Below are 17246 nucleotides of genomic sequence, written 5' to 3' on the forward strand. Positions count from 1 at the left end.
GGGCGCGCGGTGCGCCAGCCGCCACCACCCGGGCCCGCTCTGTTGCAGCGGGATGAAAATCGCATGTGAGCGCGTTGGTGCCTTCCGGCAGAACAGACGAACGGGAGGCACCACGTGGCGGCGGCTGAGGCGGCGGAACAAGGGTGGGCACGACGGCTGGCCGGATACGCCTGGCGGTACCGGCGCAATGTCGTGCTCGCCCTCGGGTCCTCCCTGGCGGGCATGGCCGTGATGGCCCTCGTCCCCCTGATCACCAAGGTCGTCATCGATGACGTCATCGGGTCCGGCACCCGGTCCCTCGCCGTGTGGACGGGGCTGCTGCTCGCCGCCGCCGCCGTCGTCTACGTCCTGACCTACATCCGCCGGTACTACGGCGGCCGGCTGGCCCTGGACGTCCAGCACGACCTGCGCACCGACATGTACGCGACGATCACCCGGCTGGACGGGCGGCGTCAGGACGAGCTGTCCACCGGCCAGGTCGTCGGGCGTGCCACCAGTGACCTCCAGTTGATCCAGGGCCTGCTGTTCATGCTCCCGATGACCATCGGGAACGTCCTGCTCTTCCTGATCTCCCTGGCCGTGATGGCCTGGCTGTCCCCGCCGCTCACGCTGGTGGCGCTGGCCGTCGCCCCCGCCCTGTGGTTCGTCGCCAAGCGCAGCCGGGTGCGGCTGCACCCCGCGACCTGGTACGCGCAGTCCCAGGCCGCCGCGGTCGCCGGCGTCGTGGACGGTGCCGTCTCCGGCGTACGGGTGGTCAAGGGCTTCGGGCAGGAGGAGCAGGAGACCGGCAAGCTGCGCGAGGCGAGCCGGAAGCTGTTCGCCGGCCGGCTGCGCACCATCAAGCTCAACGCCCGCTACACCCCCGCCCTCCAGGCCGTGCCGGCGCTCGGCCAGGTCGCCATGCTGGCCCTCGGCGGCTGGCTGGCCACCCGGGGCCAGATCACCCTGGGCACCTTCGTGGCCTTCTCCACCTACCTGGCCCAGCTCGTCGGACCGGTCCGGATGCTCGCCATGGTGCTCACCGTCGGCCAGCAGGCCCGCGCCGGCGTGGAGCGCGTACTGGAGCTCATCGACACCGAGCCGGTGATGCGGGACGGCACCAAGGAGCTCCCGGCGGACGTCCCGGCGAGCGTCGAGTTCGACGACGTGTCGTTCGCGTACGAGGACGGGCGCCCCGTCCTGGACGGCTTCTCGCTGGAGATCCGCCCCGGCGAGACGGTCGCCGTCGTCGGCTCCTCCGGCAGCGGCAAGTCCACCGTCTCGATGCTCCTGCCGCGCTTCTACGACGTGACCCGCGGCGCGGTCCTGGTCGGCGGGCACGACGTGCGCGAGCTGACCCTGGAGTCGCTGCGGGCCGCCATCGGCCTGGTACCGGAGGACAGCTTCCTCTTCTCCGACACCGTCCGCGCCAACATCGCCTACGGCCGGCCCGACGCCACCGAGGAGGAGATCCTGGCGGCGGCCCGCGCCGCGCAGGCGCACCGGTTCATCGCCGAGCTGCCCGACGGGTACGACACCACCGTCGGCGAGCACGGGCTGACCCTGTCCGGCGGGCAGCGCCAGCGCGTGGCGCTGGCCCGCGCCATCCTCACCGACCCCCGGCTGCTGCTCCTGGACGACGCCACGTCGGCGGTGGACGCCCGGGTCGAGCACGAGATCCACGAGGCGCTGCGGTCGGTGATGGCCGGCCGCACCACCCTGCTCATCGCGCACCGCCGCTCCACGCTCAACCTCGCCGACCGGATCGCCGTGCTGGACGGCGGGCGGCTGGCCGACATCGGCACCCATGACGAGCTCCAGCGGCGCTGCGCCCTGTACCGGCGGCTGCTGACCGACCCCGACGAGCTGGGCGGTGTCTCGCCCGGGCACGCCCCGCCCGCCCCCGACCCGGAGGAGGACCGCTCGGTACGGGAGGAGCTGGACGCCGAGTTCGACGCCGAGCGCGGCATCACCCCGGCCCTGTGGCAGCGCGACGAACCGGTGGCCCCCTCCGCCGCGCCCGGTGCCACCCCCGAGCTGCTCGCGCAGGTGGAGGCGCTCCCGCCGGCCACCGATGCGCCGGACGTGGACGAGGAGCGGGCCGTGCGGCCCGAGGAGTCCTACGGGCTGCGCCGCCTGCTGGGCGGCTTCGGCCCGCCCCTGCTGGTCAGCCTGGCGCTGGTCGCGGTCGACGCGGGCATGGGCCTGCTGCTGCCGATCCTGATCCGGCACGGCATCGACGAGGGCGTCGAGCGGGCCGCGCTCGGCGCGGTGTGGGCGGCCTCGGCGCTCGCGCTGCTGACCGTGGTGCTCCAGTGGGCCGCGCAGACCGGTGAGATCCGGAAGACCGGGCGGACCGGCGAGCGGGTGCTCTACGCGCTGCGGCTGAAGATCTTCGCGCACCTCCAGCGGCTCGGGCTCGACTACTACGAGCGGGAGCTGACCGGGCGGATCATGACCCGGATGACGACGGACGTGGACGCCCTGTCGACCTTCCTCCAGACCGGTCTGGTCACCGCCTTCGTCTCGGTGGTCACCTTCTTCGGCATCATGGTCGCCCTCGTCGTCATCGACGTCCAGCTCGCGCTCGTCGTCTTCGCGACCCTGCCGGTCCTGGTGATCGGCACGGTCTTCTTCCGCCGCTCCAGCGTGAAGGCGTACGAGCTGGCCCGGGAGCGGATCAGCGTCGTCAACGCCGACCTCCAGGAGTCGGTGGCCGGGCTGCGGATCGTGCAGGCGTTCCGGCGCGAGCGCACGGGCGCGGCGCGGTTCGCCGAGCGCAGCGCCGCGTACCGGTCGGCCCGGGTGCGCGGCCAGTGGCTGATCTCGATCTACTTCCCGTTCGTCCAGCTGCTGTCCTCCGTCGCCGCGGCTGCGGTGCTCATCGTGGGCGCGGGCCGGGTGCAGGCGGGCACGCTGACGACCGGCGCCCTGGTGGCCTACCTGCTCTACATCGACCTGTTCTTCGCCCCGGTCCAGCAGCTCTCGCAGGTCTTCGACGGATACCAGCAGGCGTCGGTCTCGCTGGGACGGATGCAGGAGCTGCTGCGGGTGCCCACGTCGACGGCGCGGGCGGCCCGGCCGCTGGAGGTGCGGTCCCTGCGCGGTGAGATCGCCTTCGAGGAGGTCTCCTTCGAGTACGGCGGCGACGACGCCGGCGGCAAGGAGGCGGCGCTCAGCGGGGTGAACCTGCGCATCCCGGCCGGGCAGACCGTGGCGTTCGTCGGCGAGACCGGCGCGGGCAAGTCCACCCTGGTCAAGCTGGTCGCCCGGTTCTACGACCCGACGTCGGGGCGGGTCACCGCGGACGGCACCGACCTGCGGGAACTGGACCTCACCGGCTACCGGCACCGTCTCGGAGTCGTGCCGCAGGAGGCGTACCTCTTCGCGGGCACGGTGCGCGACGCCATCGCGTACGGGCGCCCCGGGGCCAGTGACGCCGAGGTGGAGGCCGCCGCCCGGGCAGTCGGCGCCCACGAGATGATCGCCACGCTGGACGGCGGCTACCTCCACGAGGTCGCCGAGCGCGGGCGGAACCTCTCGGCGGGTCAGCGCCAGCTCATCGCGCTGGCCCGCGCGGAGCTGGTCGACCCCGACGTGCTGCTCCTGGACGAGGCGACGGCCGCGCTGGACCTGGCGACCGAGGCCCAGGTCAACCAGGCGACGGACCGCCTGGCGGGCCGCCGCACCACGCTGGTGGTCGCCCACCGGCTGACGACGGCGGCCCGCGCCGACCGGGTCGTGGTCATGGACCACGGCCGGGTCGCCGAGGACGGCACCCACGAGGAGCTGCTGGCGCGCGGGGGCCGGTACGCCGAGCTGTGGCGCACCTTCGTGGGCGAGGAGGTCCCGGCGCCGACGGCGTAGCCCCGGCGGGCGGAGCGGGCGGGGGCGAGCCCGGCGACGCTCCCGCCCCCTCTCCGCCCCGGGTCCCGCCGGGGGAGGCGGGCACTGCGGGCGGAACGCAACCCTCCGTCTCTCCGGCGCGTCGTACGCACGTACGCTCACGAGGCAAAGGAGAGCAAGTGTGTTCGATGTGGCGGCCGTGGTCAGGACGAAACGACTGATCGCGCACGCTCTCACGGTGCTGGTCGCCGTGAGCACCCTCACCCTGGCCGGGCCGGGCACACCGGCCGCCGCGGCGGCGGCGACCTGCTCCGGACGGCTCGTCAAGACCGTGCCGTTCCCCACCGGGGAACTGCGCGTGCACAAGAACCGCCAGTACGCCTGCGCGGTCACCGTCGCCAAGGCGCCCGGCGCCCGGCGCGCCATGGCCGTCTCCCTCCAGGCGCGCGGCGGGCGGGCCGCCGTCGACGCCGGGAAGTTCAGCCGGCAGGCCGGTCCCGTCACCGTGCACGCCCTCAACCGGTGCGTCCGGGCGGCCGGTTCCGTCGCCGGCCGGGGCGTCTCCACGGGGTGGATCCTGTGCTGAACGGGAGACCGGTGGGCAATCGGGTCTGGCGAGGCGCCCGTTGACCCCGCTAGGTTCACGGCGACCGTCATGAACCAAGTGGAGGGCGAATGCGCAAGGCGCTCAGATCGCTGCTGTCGCTCGTGGTGCTCATAGGCACCGTGGGCGCGGCCGGCACGGCCACCGCCGCCGGCCCGGACAGCGGCACCGCCGCCGGTACCGGAACCACCGGCACGACCGGCACAGGCACCACCGGCATCACCCGCACCACCGGCGACATCAAGGACCGCATCCTGGCGATCCCCGGGATGAGCCTGATCGAGGAGAAGCCCTACCCGGGCTACCGCTTCCTCGTCCTCGGCTACACCCAACCCGTCGATCACCGGAACCCCGCCAAGGGCACCTTCCAGCAGCGCCTCACCGTGCTGCACAAGGACACCAGCCGCCCGACCGTCTTCTTCACCAGCGGCTACAACCTGAGCACCCGCCCCGGTCGCAGCGAGCCGACGCGGATCGTCGACGGCAACCAGGTCTCCCTGGAGTACCGATTCTTCACCCCGTCCCGCCCGCAGCCCGCCGACTGGTCGAAGCTGAACATCTGGCAGGCCGCCTCCGACCAGCACCGGGTCTTCACCGCGCTGAAGAAGGTCTACGACCGCAAGTGGCTGGCCACCGGAGCCTCCAAGGGCGGTATGACCGCCACGTACTACGAGCGGTTCTACCCGCGTGACATGGACGGCGTCGTCGCCTACGTCGCCCCCAACGACATCGTGGAGAAGGAGGACTCGGCCTACGACCGGTTCTTCGCCACCGTCTCCACCAAGGAGTGCCGCGACCGTCTCAACGCCATGCAGCGCGAGGCCCTGGTCCGCCGGGAACCGCTGCAGCGCAAGTACCGCGACTGGGCGGCCGGCGAGGGCGCGACGTTCACCACCGTCGGCAGCCTGGACAAGGCGTACGAGGCGGTGGTGCTCGACTTCGTCTGGGGCTTCTGGCAGTACCACACCGAGGCCGAGTGCGCCGCCGTCCCGGACGCCGCGACCGCCACCGACGAGGTCGTCTACGACACCATCGACAAGTACGCCGGCTGGTCCGCCTACACCGACCAGGGGCTGGAGCCCTACACCCCGTACTACTACCAGGCCGCCACCGAGCTCGGCTCGCCCAGCCTGCGGGTCCCGCACCTCAAGGGCCTGACCCGGTACGGCTACCAGCCCGCCCGCAACTTCGTGCCGCGCGAGATCCCGGTGCGGTTCAAGCCGTGGGTGATGCGCGACGTCGACAACTGGGTCCGCACCCGGGCCCGTTCGATGCTCTTCGTGTACGGCGGCAACGACCCCTGGGGCGCCGAGCGGTTCCGCGTCGACAGGGGCGCCCGTGACGCGTACGTGTTCGCCGCGCCCGGCGCCAACCACGGTGCCAATGTCTCCGGCCTGGTCGAGGCGGAGCGGACGAAGGCCACGGCCCGGATCCTGGCGTGGGCGGACGTCGCCCCGGCCACCGTCCAGGCGGACCCGGACAAGGCCCGGCCGCTGGCGCGCTACGACGCGCGCCTGGACAAGCGGGACATCGAGCGCGAGCAGACGCTGCGCCCGTGACGTCCCGGGGCCCGGGGCCCGGACGCTGAGTCCCCCGGGTGGCCGCGCGCGCCGGTAGCCACCCCGGCGCGCGCGGCTCGGGCTCCCGCGCCCGAGGCTCCCGCGCCTCAGTACGACAGGCCGTGGCCCAGCGGGTAGAGCACCCGGGCGGGGTCGTCCGCCCGCTGCACCGGCACGGGCAGCCGCCCCTCCGGGCGCGCCCGGCCGGCGATGACACGGGCGGCCGCGCGCAGCTCGACGTCGGTCCAGGAGTACGTGGCCAGGGCGGCGCGCTGACCGGTCAGCCGGGCGATGTCGTAGGGGTTGCGGATGGCGACCGTGACGACCGGGACCCCGGTGGCGGCGAGGCGCGACACCAGGGTGCGCTGCGGACTGGTGGCCGTCACGTTGTACGTGGCGACGATCACCGCGTCCATGCCGGCCGCCGCCGCCACCGCCTCCTCGATCCGCGCGGCGGTCGGGGCGGTGCCGGTCGGCAGCGCCCGTACCGCGAAACCCAGTTCGGTGAGGGCGGTGGCGAGTGTCGCTGTCGGCGGGCCGGTCGTCCCGGACGGCGAGGCCGGGTCGGCGCCGACCACGAGCAGGTCGCTCTGCCGGCGGCCGCTGAGCGGCAGCAGGTTGCCGGAGTTCTGCAGCAGCGTGGTGGTCTCCTCGGCGATCCGGTCGGCGGCGGCCAGATGCGCCCGGGTGCCGACCGCGCGGTCCACCTCCGGCACGGAGACGTACGGATCGCGCAGCAGACCGAGCCGGTTCTTGAGGCGCAGGACGCGGAGAACCGATTCCTCGATCCTCGCCTCGCCGAGTTCGCCCCCGCGTACGGCCCGCAGGACGGCGTTCCAGGCGACGGCGAGGTCGGGCGGGTTGAGCAACTGGTCGCACCCCGCCTTCAGGGCGAGCACCGGCACCCGGTCGTCGCCGTACTTGGTCCGGACGCCCTCCATGCCCAGCGAGTCGGTCACCACGACACCGTCGTAGCCGAGCTGCCCGCGCAGGATGCCGGTCAGGATCGGACGGGAGAGGGTGGCCGGGTCCTCCGCCGGGTCCAGGGCCGGCACCACGATGTGGGCCGTCATGATCGAGTCGACACCGGCGGCGATCGCGGCCCGGAACGGCGGCGCGTCCAGGGCCTGCCACTGCTCGCGCGTGTGGCTGATGGTGGGCAGGCCGTAGTGGCTGTCGACCGCGGTGTCCCCGTGTCCGGGGAAGTGCTTGGACGTGGCGGCGACCCCCGCCCGCCGGTAGCCCCTGACCTGGGCGGCGACCAGGTCGGCGACGGCCCCGGGGTCGGCGCCGAAGGACCGTACGCCGATGACGGGGTTGGCGGGATTGACGTTCACGTCGGCGACCGGGGCGTAGTTCTGCCGGATGCCCATGGCGGCCAGCTCGCCGCCCGCGATGTGCGCGGCGCGCCGGGCGGTGGAGCGCGAACCACTCGCGCCGAGCGCCATCGCGCCGGGCAGCAGGGTGGCGGGCCGCCCTATCCGGGCGACGATGCCGTGCTCCTGGTCGATGGAGATGAGCAGCGGCACGGGGACCGGCCGGCCGAGCGCGGCGCGCTGGATGCCGTTGGACAGCTCGGCGATCTGGCGCGGGTCGCGGGTGTTGTGGGCCCAGGAGAAGTAGATGATGCCGCCGACGTGGTACCTGGCGATGAGTTCGGCGGCGGTACGGACGCCGATCTCCTTGAGGTTGGCGTCGATGTCGGCCTGGTCGGGGGCGGTGGCGGAGTGTCCGTACACCCGCATGACGAACAGCTGGCCGACCTTCTCCTCCAGGCTCATCCGGGAGATGAGCCCCTTCAGGTGGCGGTCGAGGACGGCGGCGTGGGCGGGAGCGGGTCCCACGGCGCCGGTGGCGGCGGCCGCGGCGGTGGCGGCGGAGGCGGCGAGGAGGGTACGTCTGGAGGTGATGGCGCGGTGGTGCACTGGTGCTCCTTCCGGCCGTGCGTGACGAGGGTGAAGGAAACTGCCAAGAAGTCACGGATAGCCCGAAAGTAACTGCCAGGTCAAGGACCTGAACAGCCCGCGCCGGGAAACGCGCCGGAACGCGCTGCGGGGGTGGGGCCCGCCACCGGCGCTTCGGAGGGGTACGCGCCGGCGGCGGTGTGTGCTGCCGGCCGCGGGCGGCTGAGAGGGGGAGCCGGCGATCGTGGGTGGGGAACGAGGCCGACACCGCGCCGCGGTCACTCTCTGGCAGTACGTCTCGAATGACGCGAACGGCGGGCGGACGGTTGCCCGCGGGCGCCGACGGACCAGCCGGCGGCGGGCGGCCGCCGGGCGGCCGGGCAGCGCGGCGCGGTGGGCAGCGGGACCGATGGGCGCGCGGGGCCGGGCGGGGTACGGGCCGGGCGCGGCGGACGGGCGCGGGGTGCCGGTGGGTCAGCCGGTGTCCGTGGCGGCGTGGTGCTCCACCAGCCGCTCCAGGTGGTGCACGGCCTTCTCGGCGGTGGGCAGGGCCAGCGTGGCCAGCCGGGCCTGCTTCGCGCGCCGCGGCACGGCCGGGTCGGCCAGCAGCCGCCGGCACGCCGACGCGATGCCCGCCGCCGAAGGGTCGGTGACCAGTCCGCCCAGCCCGAGTTCGGTGACCCGCCGCGCGTTGTGCGGCTGGTCCGCCATCTGCGGCAGCACCGCCATGGGGGTCGCCGTGCGGACCGCCTCGCGGACGCTGCTGTAGCCGCCGGGGGTGAGGAAGAGGTCGGCCGCCTCCAGCAGCAGCGGCTGGGCCAGTGACTCCACCACCCGCACGTGCGGTGCCGGTTCGAGGTCGTGGACGGTCACCCCGCTGGTGGACACCACCGCGACGCACTCCAGCCGCGACAGCCCGGCCACCACCGCGCGCAGCACCGCCACCGCGTCCGGTTGGCCCGGCAGCACCGCCGGGCCCTCGTGCGGGGGCTGGAAACGCGGCAGCGCCCGGCCGATCCCCGCGTACACCAGCGGCCGGTCGGTGGGCAGGTCGGCCACCCAGCCGGGCAGCCTGGCGTGGGGCCTCGCCGGCGCCGGCTGCCGGTAGGCGTACGCGGGTGGCAGGTGCGGGGTGAACGACCAGGCGGGCGGCAGGTGGTCGAGGTGCCCGTACGCCGTCAGCGACAGCGGATCGCCCCGCGCCGGCAGCCCGATGGCGGACCGCCACCGGTCGAGGTGCGGCAGCAGCGCCGCCGGATGGGTGTACCCCTTGGCGCCGGACGGCAGCGCGACATGCGGTACCCCGGCCTTCTCCGCGACCAGGCAGGCGCTGACGTCCATGCCGTCACGCAGGATCAGATCCGGTTCGAACTTCTGGGCGACCGCGGCCAGGGCCTGGAGCTGGCCGCCCATGTGCGGGCCCGCCAGCACCCGGGCGGCCGACTCGAAGGTCACCCGGCCGGTCCGCAGCAGCCGGGCCGCCCGGTGCGTCTCCTCGCCGGCCGCGAGCGCGTCCTCGAACAGGCTCGGCAGACACGCCGTGGCCGCCAGCCCGTCATCGAGGAAAGCGCCCAGGAGGTGCTCCTCGGTCGCGATGAGCACATCGTGCCCGGCCTCGGCGAGGAGGCGGGAGAAGCGCAGCGTCTCATGGATGTGGGAGGGCGGGACGGTCGAGACGCACAGGACGCGCACGGGGCGGTTCTCCCTTCGGGCCGCTGGCGGGGACGCGGACTGTAGCAACGCCGGGCCCGGAGCGTCGGCAGGCTCTCCGGGCCGGCGCGGGTGCGGGCCGGCACCGCCGCGGCCGGCCCGGTCAGGTGGCCGGCCCGGTCAGGTGAGCCGGTCGACGGCCAGGCGCATCAGGACGACGTGGTAGGGGTCCCACCGGGACATCGTGAAGTACACCTCGGCCCCGGTGGTGGCCGGGTGGAGGAAGCCGCCGTAGAGGCCGGGGTGGTCGGTGCCCCGGACGACCACCTGCCCCTCGGTCCACGGGCCCGTCGGACCCGGCGCGGTCCTGGCCACCACGGCGGCGCGGTCCTCGTCCAGGTGGAGCGCCAGCCACTTGCCCAGGTGGGTGTTGTACTGCACGGACAGCTCACCCACCGGCCCCGGCATGACCGGTGTGGTGTCGTCCGGCGCGCCGGCGCGCCAGCCGTCGGCGGTCCAGTACTCGTAGGCCGCGGGATCCAGCAGCCCCTCCGCGGTGGTCCGGGCGAGGTAGGCGTCACCGAACCGGCCGCTGGGCGTGCCGAAGAGGTGGATCCTCCCCTCCCACTCGGTCAGCGCCGCCATCTGGAACCTGCTTCCGCCGGCCTCGTTGGCCCAGCGGACGCCGGCGGGCCTGTTCCAGCTCTGCCCGCCGTCGTCGGACCAGGCCAGGCCGGAGTGGTTGGTCGTCCAGGTGCCGGGCGTTCCCCACTGGCGCACGGACATGTAGTGGAGGTAGTCCCGGCCGGCGGCGCTCACCGCGCCCGTCGGAACCACGGTGACCTCGTTCACCGAGGGGTCCGCGGGCAGGATGCGCGCCGCGTGGCCGGGCCGGTCGGTGACCATGGAGTCCAGGCTCATGCCGTCCGCGAGGTCGACGTCGGTGGAGTGCGCCAGGGTGTTGAAGCGCCAGTCCGCCGTGGCCGGGCCGGCGCCCCTGCCGCCCCAGCCCTCCCCGTAGGTGTCCCCGAAGGCCACCGCCACCCGGCCCAGGCCGTCCCGCCACATCACGCCCAGGTCCGTGGCGTGCACCGCGAACCGGTCGCGGGTGCGGTTGACGTCCCCGTCCCCCTGACCCGCCACCAGGGCCACGAACTCCGCCGGCGCGGCCTCCGCACCGGGCGCCGGCGGTGCGCCCCGGGTCAGCGGCGCGTCGCCCCGGGGGAGCGGCGCGCCCGGTGCGGGCGGCAGGTCGTGGGCTCGGGCGCGTTCGGCGGGGCGGGCACGGGCCGACGCCCAGGCCGCCGCGGGCAGCAGCGCCAGGCACACCGTGAGGCAGATCCCCCACCGGGCCCGGCGCCCGGCCCGTGCCGTCCGGCGCTCCCGGTGGGCCGGCGGCGCCGCGCGGCCGTGCCGGGGCCACCGGTGGGACGGACCCGGCCGCCCCACGGGAAGCGGGCCGCCCGCGAGCGGTGGTCGGGTCTTCGCAGGCAGTCGTCTCACCCCTCCGGCTCGTTCCGCGCGGCGCCCGGCGGGTGCCCGGTCCGGGTCGGCGGCGCGGGAGTCGCGGGCCGCCCGGTGGGGCGGCGCCGGACCGCGGATACGGCGACGCAGACTACGGCGGCCCCCGCGGCGGCCGTGGCAGCGACACGGACCGGCGGCCGAAGCCGCACCCTCCCGGGCCCCGGCGGCACCCTCCGGTGACGGCCCGGGGCTGCCGCCGGCCGGCGCCGCACCTGGCGACCCGGGCCCCGCTCGCACCGGCCGTGCGGTCCGTGGACACCCGCCGGAACCGGCGGAGATCATGAGCCGCATGGACTACGTGATCAGAACCGAGGGCTTGACACGCGAGTTCGGCGACCGCCGGGCGGTCGACGGACTCGACATCGAGGTGAAGGCCGGCGAGGTCTTCGGCCTGCTCGGTCCGAACGGCGCCGGGAAGACCACGACGATCCGGATGCTCACCACGCTGCTGCCCCCCACCCGGGGCCGCGCCCTGGTCTGCGGGTTCGACGTCTTACGGGAGCCGTCCGAGGTCAGGCGGCGCATCGGGTACGTCTCGCAGGAGAAGGGCGTACGGCACCTGCTGACGGCCAGGGAGAGCGTGGAGATCGAGGCGGACCTGCACCACGTCCCCCGCCGGGACCGGGACGACAGGGTGGCCGAGGTGCTGGACGTGGTGGGCCTGCTGGCCGACGCGGACCGCCAGGTGGCGGAGTTCTCCGGCGGCATGCTCAAGCGCCTGGACCTGGCCAGCGGGCTGCTGCAGCGGCCGGAGGTGCTGATCCTGGACGAGCCGACGCTGGGCCTCGACGTCCAGTCGCGGCACCGGATCTGGGAACACGTCGCCCAACTGCGCGACCAGGGCGTATCGGTGCTGCTGACCACCAACTACCTCGACGAGGCCGACCGGTTGTGCGACCGGATCGCCATCATCGACGCCGGACGGGAGGTGGTCGCCGGCGCGCCCGACGAGCTCAAGCGGTCCGTGGGCTCGGACGTGCTGCACGTGGTGACCGACGACGTGCCCGGCCTGCGCGACATCGTCCAGGGCCGGGACTGGGCACACCGCTTCCTGGAGGCGGGCCCCCGTACGGTGCACATCCACGTCGGTGACGCCATGGCGGCGCTGGCGGTGGTGGCCGGGGAGGCGCGCGAGCACGGCGTGGCGCTGGAGCAGGTCGGCTACCAGCGGCCCACGCTGGACGACGTCTTCCTGCTGCACACCGGCCGGGGGCTGCGCGGTACGGACGGGGAGCGGCTGCCGGTCCCGGCCCCCGTTCCCCGGGCCGCGGCGGCCGGCCCCCGCAGGCCCGCCGTCCACGGCGCCCTGCGCGGCCGCCGGCAGGAGACCGCCGCCCTGCTGCGGCGCTGGTACCTGCAACTGAGCCGCGAGCGGCTGAACCTGCTCTTCACGCTGCTGCAGCCGGCGATCTGGCTGGTCTTCTTCGGCAGCTCGCTGCGGCGCGCGGTGGATCCGGGGACCGTCGCCGACGCGGACTACATCGCGTTCATGCTGCCGGGCGTGATCGCCTTCACCGCCGTCGGCCTGGGGGTCAGCGGTGCCGTCCCGCTGCTCTGGGACAAGGAGACCGGCTATCTCGGGCGGCTCATGAGCATGCCGCTGGCCCGGAGTTCCATCGTGAACAGCCGGATCTTCTTCCAGATGGCGCTGGGCGCCGTGCAGGCGGCGGTCATCCTGCTCGTCGCCCTCGCCCTGGGCGCCCGGCCGGCCGCGCACGCCGGCGACGCCCTGCTCGTGCTGGTCGCCATGATGCTGCTGACCGGGGCCCTCACCGCGGGCTTCATCGCCCTGGCCTACAGCTCGTCCAGTCACACCACGTTCTTCGCGATCAGCGGATTCGCCTCCTTCCCCCTGCTGTTCGCCAGCAACGCCTTCGTGCCGCTGGACGCCATGCCGCACTGGCTGGCGGCCGTGGCCCGGTGCAATCCCCTGACGTACGCGATCGAGGTCACCAGGGGCCTGGTCCTCGACGGGTGGCACACCGGGCTGGTCCGTCCGCTGCTGGTGCTGCTGCTGTTCACCGCCGGCTGCCTGGTGGCGGTGGGGCGCAAGTCGCCGGCCCGGTCAGGCGGGGGCCTGCGCTGACCCGGCCGGTGCCGTGCCGGCCCGTACCGAGGCGGCCGTCGTGCGGTCGGGGTGGCGCTCCAGCCAGGACAGGGCGCCGCGCAGGACCGACGTGTGGACGACACGGGCCAGCCGGGCACCCCACAGCGACCGCGGGCCGCAGAAGGGTTCCCGACGGGCGGTGGCCCCGGGCTGCGGCACGGCGAGACAGACGGCGTCCGAGGCAGTGCCGGTACAGGCGAAGCCCGCCTCCAGCAGCGCCTGGGTCTTCGCCTCGGTCGCCGTCATCACCGCGTTGACCAGGGCGGCGTCCTCCAGCGGCACGGGCAGCACCGCCACGACGTTCACCGTGCCGGGCCCGGGTCGCGGCGCCGGGACCGTACGCCGGTGGTCCGCGGCCCACGTCGGCACGCTCAGCCCGACCGTGGCCACCGCGCCCACGCCGCTCTCCTCGGCCCGCGTGTGGTGCCGTACCGACGCCGCCGTGAGCATGCCGACGCCCCGGCCGCGCAGCCCGCACGCCGCGGAGAGCTCCCCCACGTGGGTGTCCAGATCGGTGCGGGCGTAGGAGGCCGGCACCTGTGCGTTGAGCACCCACTCGCGGGTGCCCAGCCCGCCGCCGACCGGGCTGGAGGAGAGCATGCGCCAGCCGGGGCCGGGCCGCCACAACACCAGTGGGGTGTCCAGAACTTCCCGCAATTCGATGTCCATGACAGCCTTCCTGCCTCTCCGCCCACACTGGTACCGTCCGGCTACGGCATATCAGGTGTCGGGAGGACCAGCCACATGGATCAGACGATCGACTCCGGCTTGACCCAACGCATGGCGACCGACGGCTTCTGCCTCATCCCCGGCGCCCTGGACCCCCAACTCATCGACCGATTACGTGCCTTGGCGGAGCGCAAGCTGGACTCCGAGAAGCGCGACCACTTCGAACGCTACGCCCACCACGGCAGCCTGATCCCCATCCACGTCGAGGACGATCCGCACGCCGACGTCCTGACCTCCCCGGCGCTGGACGACGCCTTCCGGCGGCTCGGCTTCACCGATCCGCGCTGGATCAGCGGCTATGTCATCAGCAAGCCACCGGGTTCGCCGGGGCTGTGGTGGCACCAGGACTGGTGGGCCTGGGACCACGAGCTCAGCTTCGCCGACCGTCCCGCCCAGGTCTTCTGCATGCTCTACCTCCAGCACACCGACCGCGAGAACGGGGCGCTGCGGGTGGTCCCGGGCAGTCACCGCGGCCACCACGAGCTGAACGACATCCTGCCCGAACCGCACACGGTGGACATCGAGAACCAGCCGCAGGACTCGGTCTCCCACCTCCCCGTGCCGGGCGAGCTCACCATCGAGGCCAACCCCGGTGACCTGGTCATCGGCGATGTGCGGGTGCTGCACGCGACGCACCCCAACACCAGCGGCGCCCGGCGGACGGCCGTGGACCTGCTGTTCACCCCGGACTTCCGGGACCTGCCGGAGGAGTTCCGGGCGCACTACGTACGGCAGTTCTGCCTGCCGAAGGCCGGCTGGTGGCGGGAGCCCGGCCATCCCCTGCGCACCGCTCCGGTCAGCCGCATGCTCCCCACCTACGACGGCCCCGACCACCCGCCCGTCACCTACCGTCGGCGGCCGAGGCGGCCCTGACGGCCGGCGGACCGCCTCCGCGCCGCACGTCCCGGCGGCGGTGACGGCGGCGGGCCGCCGCCACCGCCCGACCGGGCGCCCGCCCCCCTGGACAGCCGGACCACTGGATCACCGGACCACTGGATCGCAAGGGAGAAGTAACGTTCATGCGCCGCGGGGAACAACACCCTGACAGAGCCATCAGCGACAGGTCCGCCGGAGCCGGCGCCCTGGCGGTGGAGGACCGCCTGGCCGACGACGCCCGGGCCGACAACGGCCACTACTCCTCCGACGTCGTGGGCGGCCGGCGCGGCCTGCCGGGCGGCGGGCTGCACATCTACCTCACGGGCGACCTGCTGCACCCGCCGATGGTCCCCGACCCCGCCATCTGGTCCGACGGACGGCTGTGGAAGCGGGGCGCCGCGCTGCACACCCTCCAGATCGGCGAACTCGCGGAACTGACCGCGGGCGAACACGTCCTGGACATCGGCGGCGGGCTCGGCGGCCCCGCCCGATTACTGGCACGCCACTTCGGCGTCCACGTCACCTCGGTGACCAACTCCGCCGCCCACGCCGCGACCAGCCGCCGGATCAACGCCACGCGGCCGCTGCGCGACGGCAGTGTCACCGTCGTCCTCGGCGACTGCCAGCGGGCCCTGCCCGGCGGGCCCTTCGGCGCCGCGCTCAGCGTCAACATGCTGTACCAGGTGAAGGACCACCGGGCCCTGTACGAGCGGGTCTTCCGCAGCCTGGCGCCGGGCGGCCGGTTCGTCGTCGACGACTGGATGCTGACCTCGCTCGCCACGGACGAGGACGTGGCCGAGCTGGTCACCCACTTCCAGTTCCCGCACTTCGGCCGGACCCACACCATCGAGGACGACCTGATGGCCGCGGGCTTCCTGCCGGCCGAGACCTTCACCGACCTCGGTCACGTGGCCAGGGGGCCGATGGCCGACCACTTCGAGCGCCAGATGTGGGACTACTTCGCCCCCCAGGTGATCTCCGACTGGCCGGGTGACCCGGTGGCGGCACCGGGCCGGCCCGCCTACGGGCGGCTGATGATCGAGCAGTTCGTGGCCGCGGTGAACACCACCATCAGGCTCTACGCCCAACGCCGGATGACCTACCGGCGGATCCTGGTGCGCAAGCCGTAGCCGGCGGGCCGGACGCGGGGACGCGATGACGCCGTACGCCGGGGCCCGTACGCCGGACCCCGGGCGTACGGGCCCGCCGGCGCGGACACCCGGCCGGCTCAGGTCCCGAACGGCCTCGGGCGGCACACGGCCCGCGGGACGGGCGGGCTCAGGCGCCGGGTCGGCCCAGGTGCTCCCGGCCCGCCGCCAGCAGGGCCGGCAGGTCGGCGGCGCCGGGGTGCCAGCGCTTCTCGTACTCCCACGACACCCAGCCGTCCGCCTCCGGCCCGCCCAGCAGGGACAGGCACTCGGCGAGCGGCACCACGCCCGCGCCGAGCGGCAGCGGCTCGGTGTCCTGCGCCGACGCGACGTCCTTGACCTGGGTGTAGCCGAGGTACGGCGCCAGTACGGCATGGGTGGCCGCCGGGGACTCGCCGGCCGCCCAGGGGTGCAGCACGTCCCACAGGGCGCCCACGTGCTTGTGGCCGACCGCCCCCACGACACGGGCCAGGTCCGCGCCCGTGCGGTGCGAGTCGTGCGTCTCGAGCAGGATCCGTACGCCCAGGTCGGCCGCGACCTCCGCCGCCACGCCCAGCCGCCTGGCGGCCGTCGCGTCCGCCTCCGCCGGGTCCTGGTCCCCGCCGCCCGGGAAGACCCGCGCGTACGGCGCCCCGAGGTCGGCGGCCAGGTGGAGCAGCTGGTGCAGCTCCTCGTAGACGGCTTCGTCGTCGCCCGCCGCGGCCACGCGCGCGTACCCGGCGACGGCGAGGATCTCCACGCCGCCGCGGGCGAACTCCTCCACCACGGCACGCCGCTCATGGGCCACCAGCCCGGGGTGCACCGGCTCCTCCGGGTGGGCGCGCAGCTCCACCCCCTGGTAACCGGTGCTGGCGGCGAGGCGGACGACGTCGGCGATCGGCATCCCGGGGACACCGAGGGTGGAGAAGGCGTACTTCACGATGAGGGTGCTCCTTAGCTGATCCGGTCAGGCGGAAGGTACCCCGCGTGCCCGGGATCATCCGCCCGCACCCGGCGCGGCGGCGGCGTCGACGCGCGGTCCGTCGCTTCCGCGCCGGCCATCCCCATGCCGCCCAACGGCGGTTCCTTCCCGCCCGCCGCCCGCCTCCCGCGCCCCTGCCTGGTGCGGCGGCGGCTCGACGGTGGTGAGCGCGGGCGGCGCGCCGACCGGGAGCGGCAGGTCGTCGGCAGCCGGGCGTGAGGCGCCGCACCGGCCCGGGGTGACTGCCGTCGAGCGCTCCTGCGGGGCGGGCCGGGCGCGGTCCTTGTCCGGGCCGCCGGCCGCGGCTAGCGTCGGCGGGAGGAGACGCCTGCCGCCCGGCTCGGCGGCGGCCCTCCGCG

General features: G+C 74.4%; 12 protein-coding genes. 7 read left to right on the forward strand and 5 right to left on the reverse strand.

What is annotated here, in order from left to right:
* The first annotated feature begins 114 nt into the window (after positions 1–114).
* The 3 genes from AB0H53_RS02950 to AB0H53_RS02960 all read left to right on the forward strand — a co-directional run bounded on the left by AB0H53_RS02950 (position 115) and on the right by AB0H53_RS02960 (position 5988).
* Positions 115–3846 (forward strand): ABC transporter ATP-binding protein, encoded by a 3732-nt coding sequence (locus AB0H53_RS02950; protein ID WP_362106174.1) that lies wholly within the window; start codon positions 115–117, stop codon positions 3844–3846.
* A 217-nt stretch (positions 3847–4063) separates the two neighbouring features.
* Positions 4064–4411 carry a hypothetical protein gene (locus AB0H53_RS02955; RefSeq protein WP_362106440.1) on the forward strand — a complete coding sequence of 116 codons (348 nt, stop codon included), beginning with the start codon at positions 4064–4066 and terminating at the stop codon, positions 4409–4411.
* An 89-nt stretch (positions 4412–4500) separates the two neighbouring features.
* Complete coding sequence (locus tag AB0H53_RS02960; protein WP_362106177.1) at positions 4501–5988, forward strand: S28 family serine protease; 1488 nt, start codon at positions 4501–4503, stop codon at positions 5986–5988.
* A gap of 107 nt (positions 5989–6095) precedes the next feature.
* On the opposite strand, the gene AB0H53_RS02965 is transcribed toward AB0H53_RS02960, so the two are convergent.
* The 3 genes from AB0H53_RS02965 to AB0H53_RS02975 all read right to left on the reverse strand — a co-directional run bounded on the left by AB0H53_RS02965 (position 6096) and on the right by AB0H53_RS02975 (position 10871).
* Complete coding sequence (locus AB0H53_RS02965; protein WP_362106180.1) at positions 6096–7913, reverse strand: glycoside hydrolase family 3 protein; 1818 nt, start codon at positions 7911–7913, stop codon at positions 6096–6098.
* A 453-nt stretch (positions 7914–8366) separates the two neighbouring features.
* A complete protein-coding gene (locus tag AB0H53_RS02970) occupies positions 8367–9584 on the reverse strand; it encodes a glycosyltransferase (protein ID WP_362106183.1) in 1218 nt (405 codons plus the stop codon).
* A gap of 138 nt (positions 9585–9722) precedes the next feature.
* Complete coding sequence (locus AB0H53_RS02975; protein WP_362106186.1) at positions 9723–10871, reverse strand: DUF4185 domain-containing protein; 1149 nt, start codon at positions 10869–10871, stop codon at positions 9723–9725.
* Positions 10872–11355: 484 nt separating this feature from the next.
* Between AB0H53_RS02975 and AB0H53_RS02980 the strand changes: the two genes are divergently transcribed.
* Positions 11356–13152, forward strand: a complete 1797-nt coding sequence (locus tag AB0H53_RS02980; protein WP_362106189.1) for an ATP-binding cassette domain-containing protein — start codon at positions 11356–11358, stop codon at positions 13150–13152.
* Here the strand turns inward: AB0H53_RS02980 and AB0H53_RS02985 are convergent.
* On the reverse strand, positions 13132–13842 hold the full coding sequence (locus AB0H53_RS02985) for an adenosylcobinamide amidohydrolase (protein ID WP_362106192.1): 711 nt from the start codon (positions 13840–13842) through the stop codon (positions 13132–13134). The two genes, AB0H53_RS02980 and AB0H53_RS02985, sit on opposite strands and share 21 nt — an antisense overlap.
* A 75-nt stretch (positions 13843–13917) precedes the next feature.
* Here AB0H53_RS02985 and AB0H53_RS02990 point away from each other — a divergent pair, with 75 nt between their 5' ends.
* Together AB0H53_RS02990 and AB0H53_RS02995 are read left to right on the forward strand one after the other, a co-directional pair.
* Positions 13918–14775 (forward strand): phytanoyl-CoA dioxygenase family protein, encoded by an 858-nt coding sequence (locus AB0H53_RS02990; RefSeq protein WP_362106195.1) that lies wholly within the window; start codon positions 13918–13920, stop codon positions 14773–14775.
* 146 nt (positions 14776–14921) lie between these two features.
* A complete protein-coding gene (locus tag AB0H53_RS02995) occupies positions 14922–15908 on the forward strand; it encodes a methyltransferase domain-containing protein (RefSeq protein ID WP_362106197.1) in 987 nt (328 codons plus the stop codon).
* Between the two features lie 148 nt (positions 15909–16056).
* On the opposite strand, the gene AB0H53_RS03000 is transcribed toward AB0H53_RS02995, so the two are convergent.
* Complete coding sequence (locus AB0H53_RS03000) at positions 16057–16845, reverse strand: sugar phosphate isomerase/epimerase family protein (RefSeq protein ID WP_362106200.1); 789 nt, start codon at positions 16843–16845, stop codon at positions 16057–16059.
* A 126-nt stretch (positions 16846–16971) separates the two neighbouring features.
* On the opposite strand from AB0H53_RS03000, the gene AB0H53_RS03005 reads away from it, so the two are divergent.
* Complete coding sequence (locus AB0H53_RS03005; protein WP_362106203.1) at positions 16972–17106, forward strand: hypothetical protein; 135 nt, start codon at positions 16972–16974, stop codon at positions 17104–17106.
* Positions 17107–17246 lie beyond the last annotated feature (140 nt).

The organism is Streptomyces sp. NPDC050856, assembly GCF_040653855.1.
Lineage (GTDB): Bacteria > Actinomycetota > Actinomycetes > Streptomycetales > Streptomycetaceae > Streptomyces.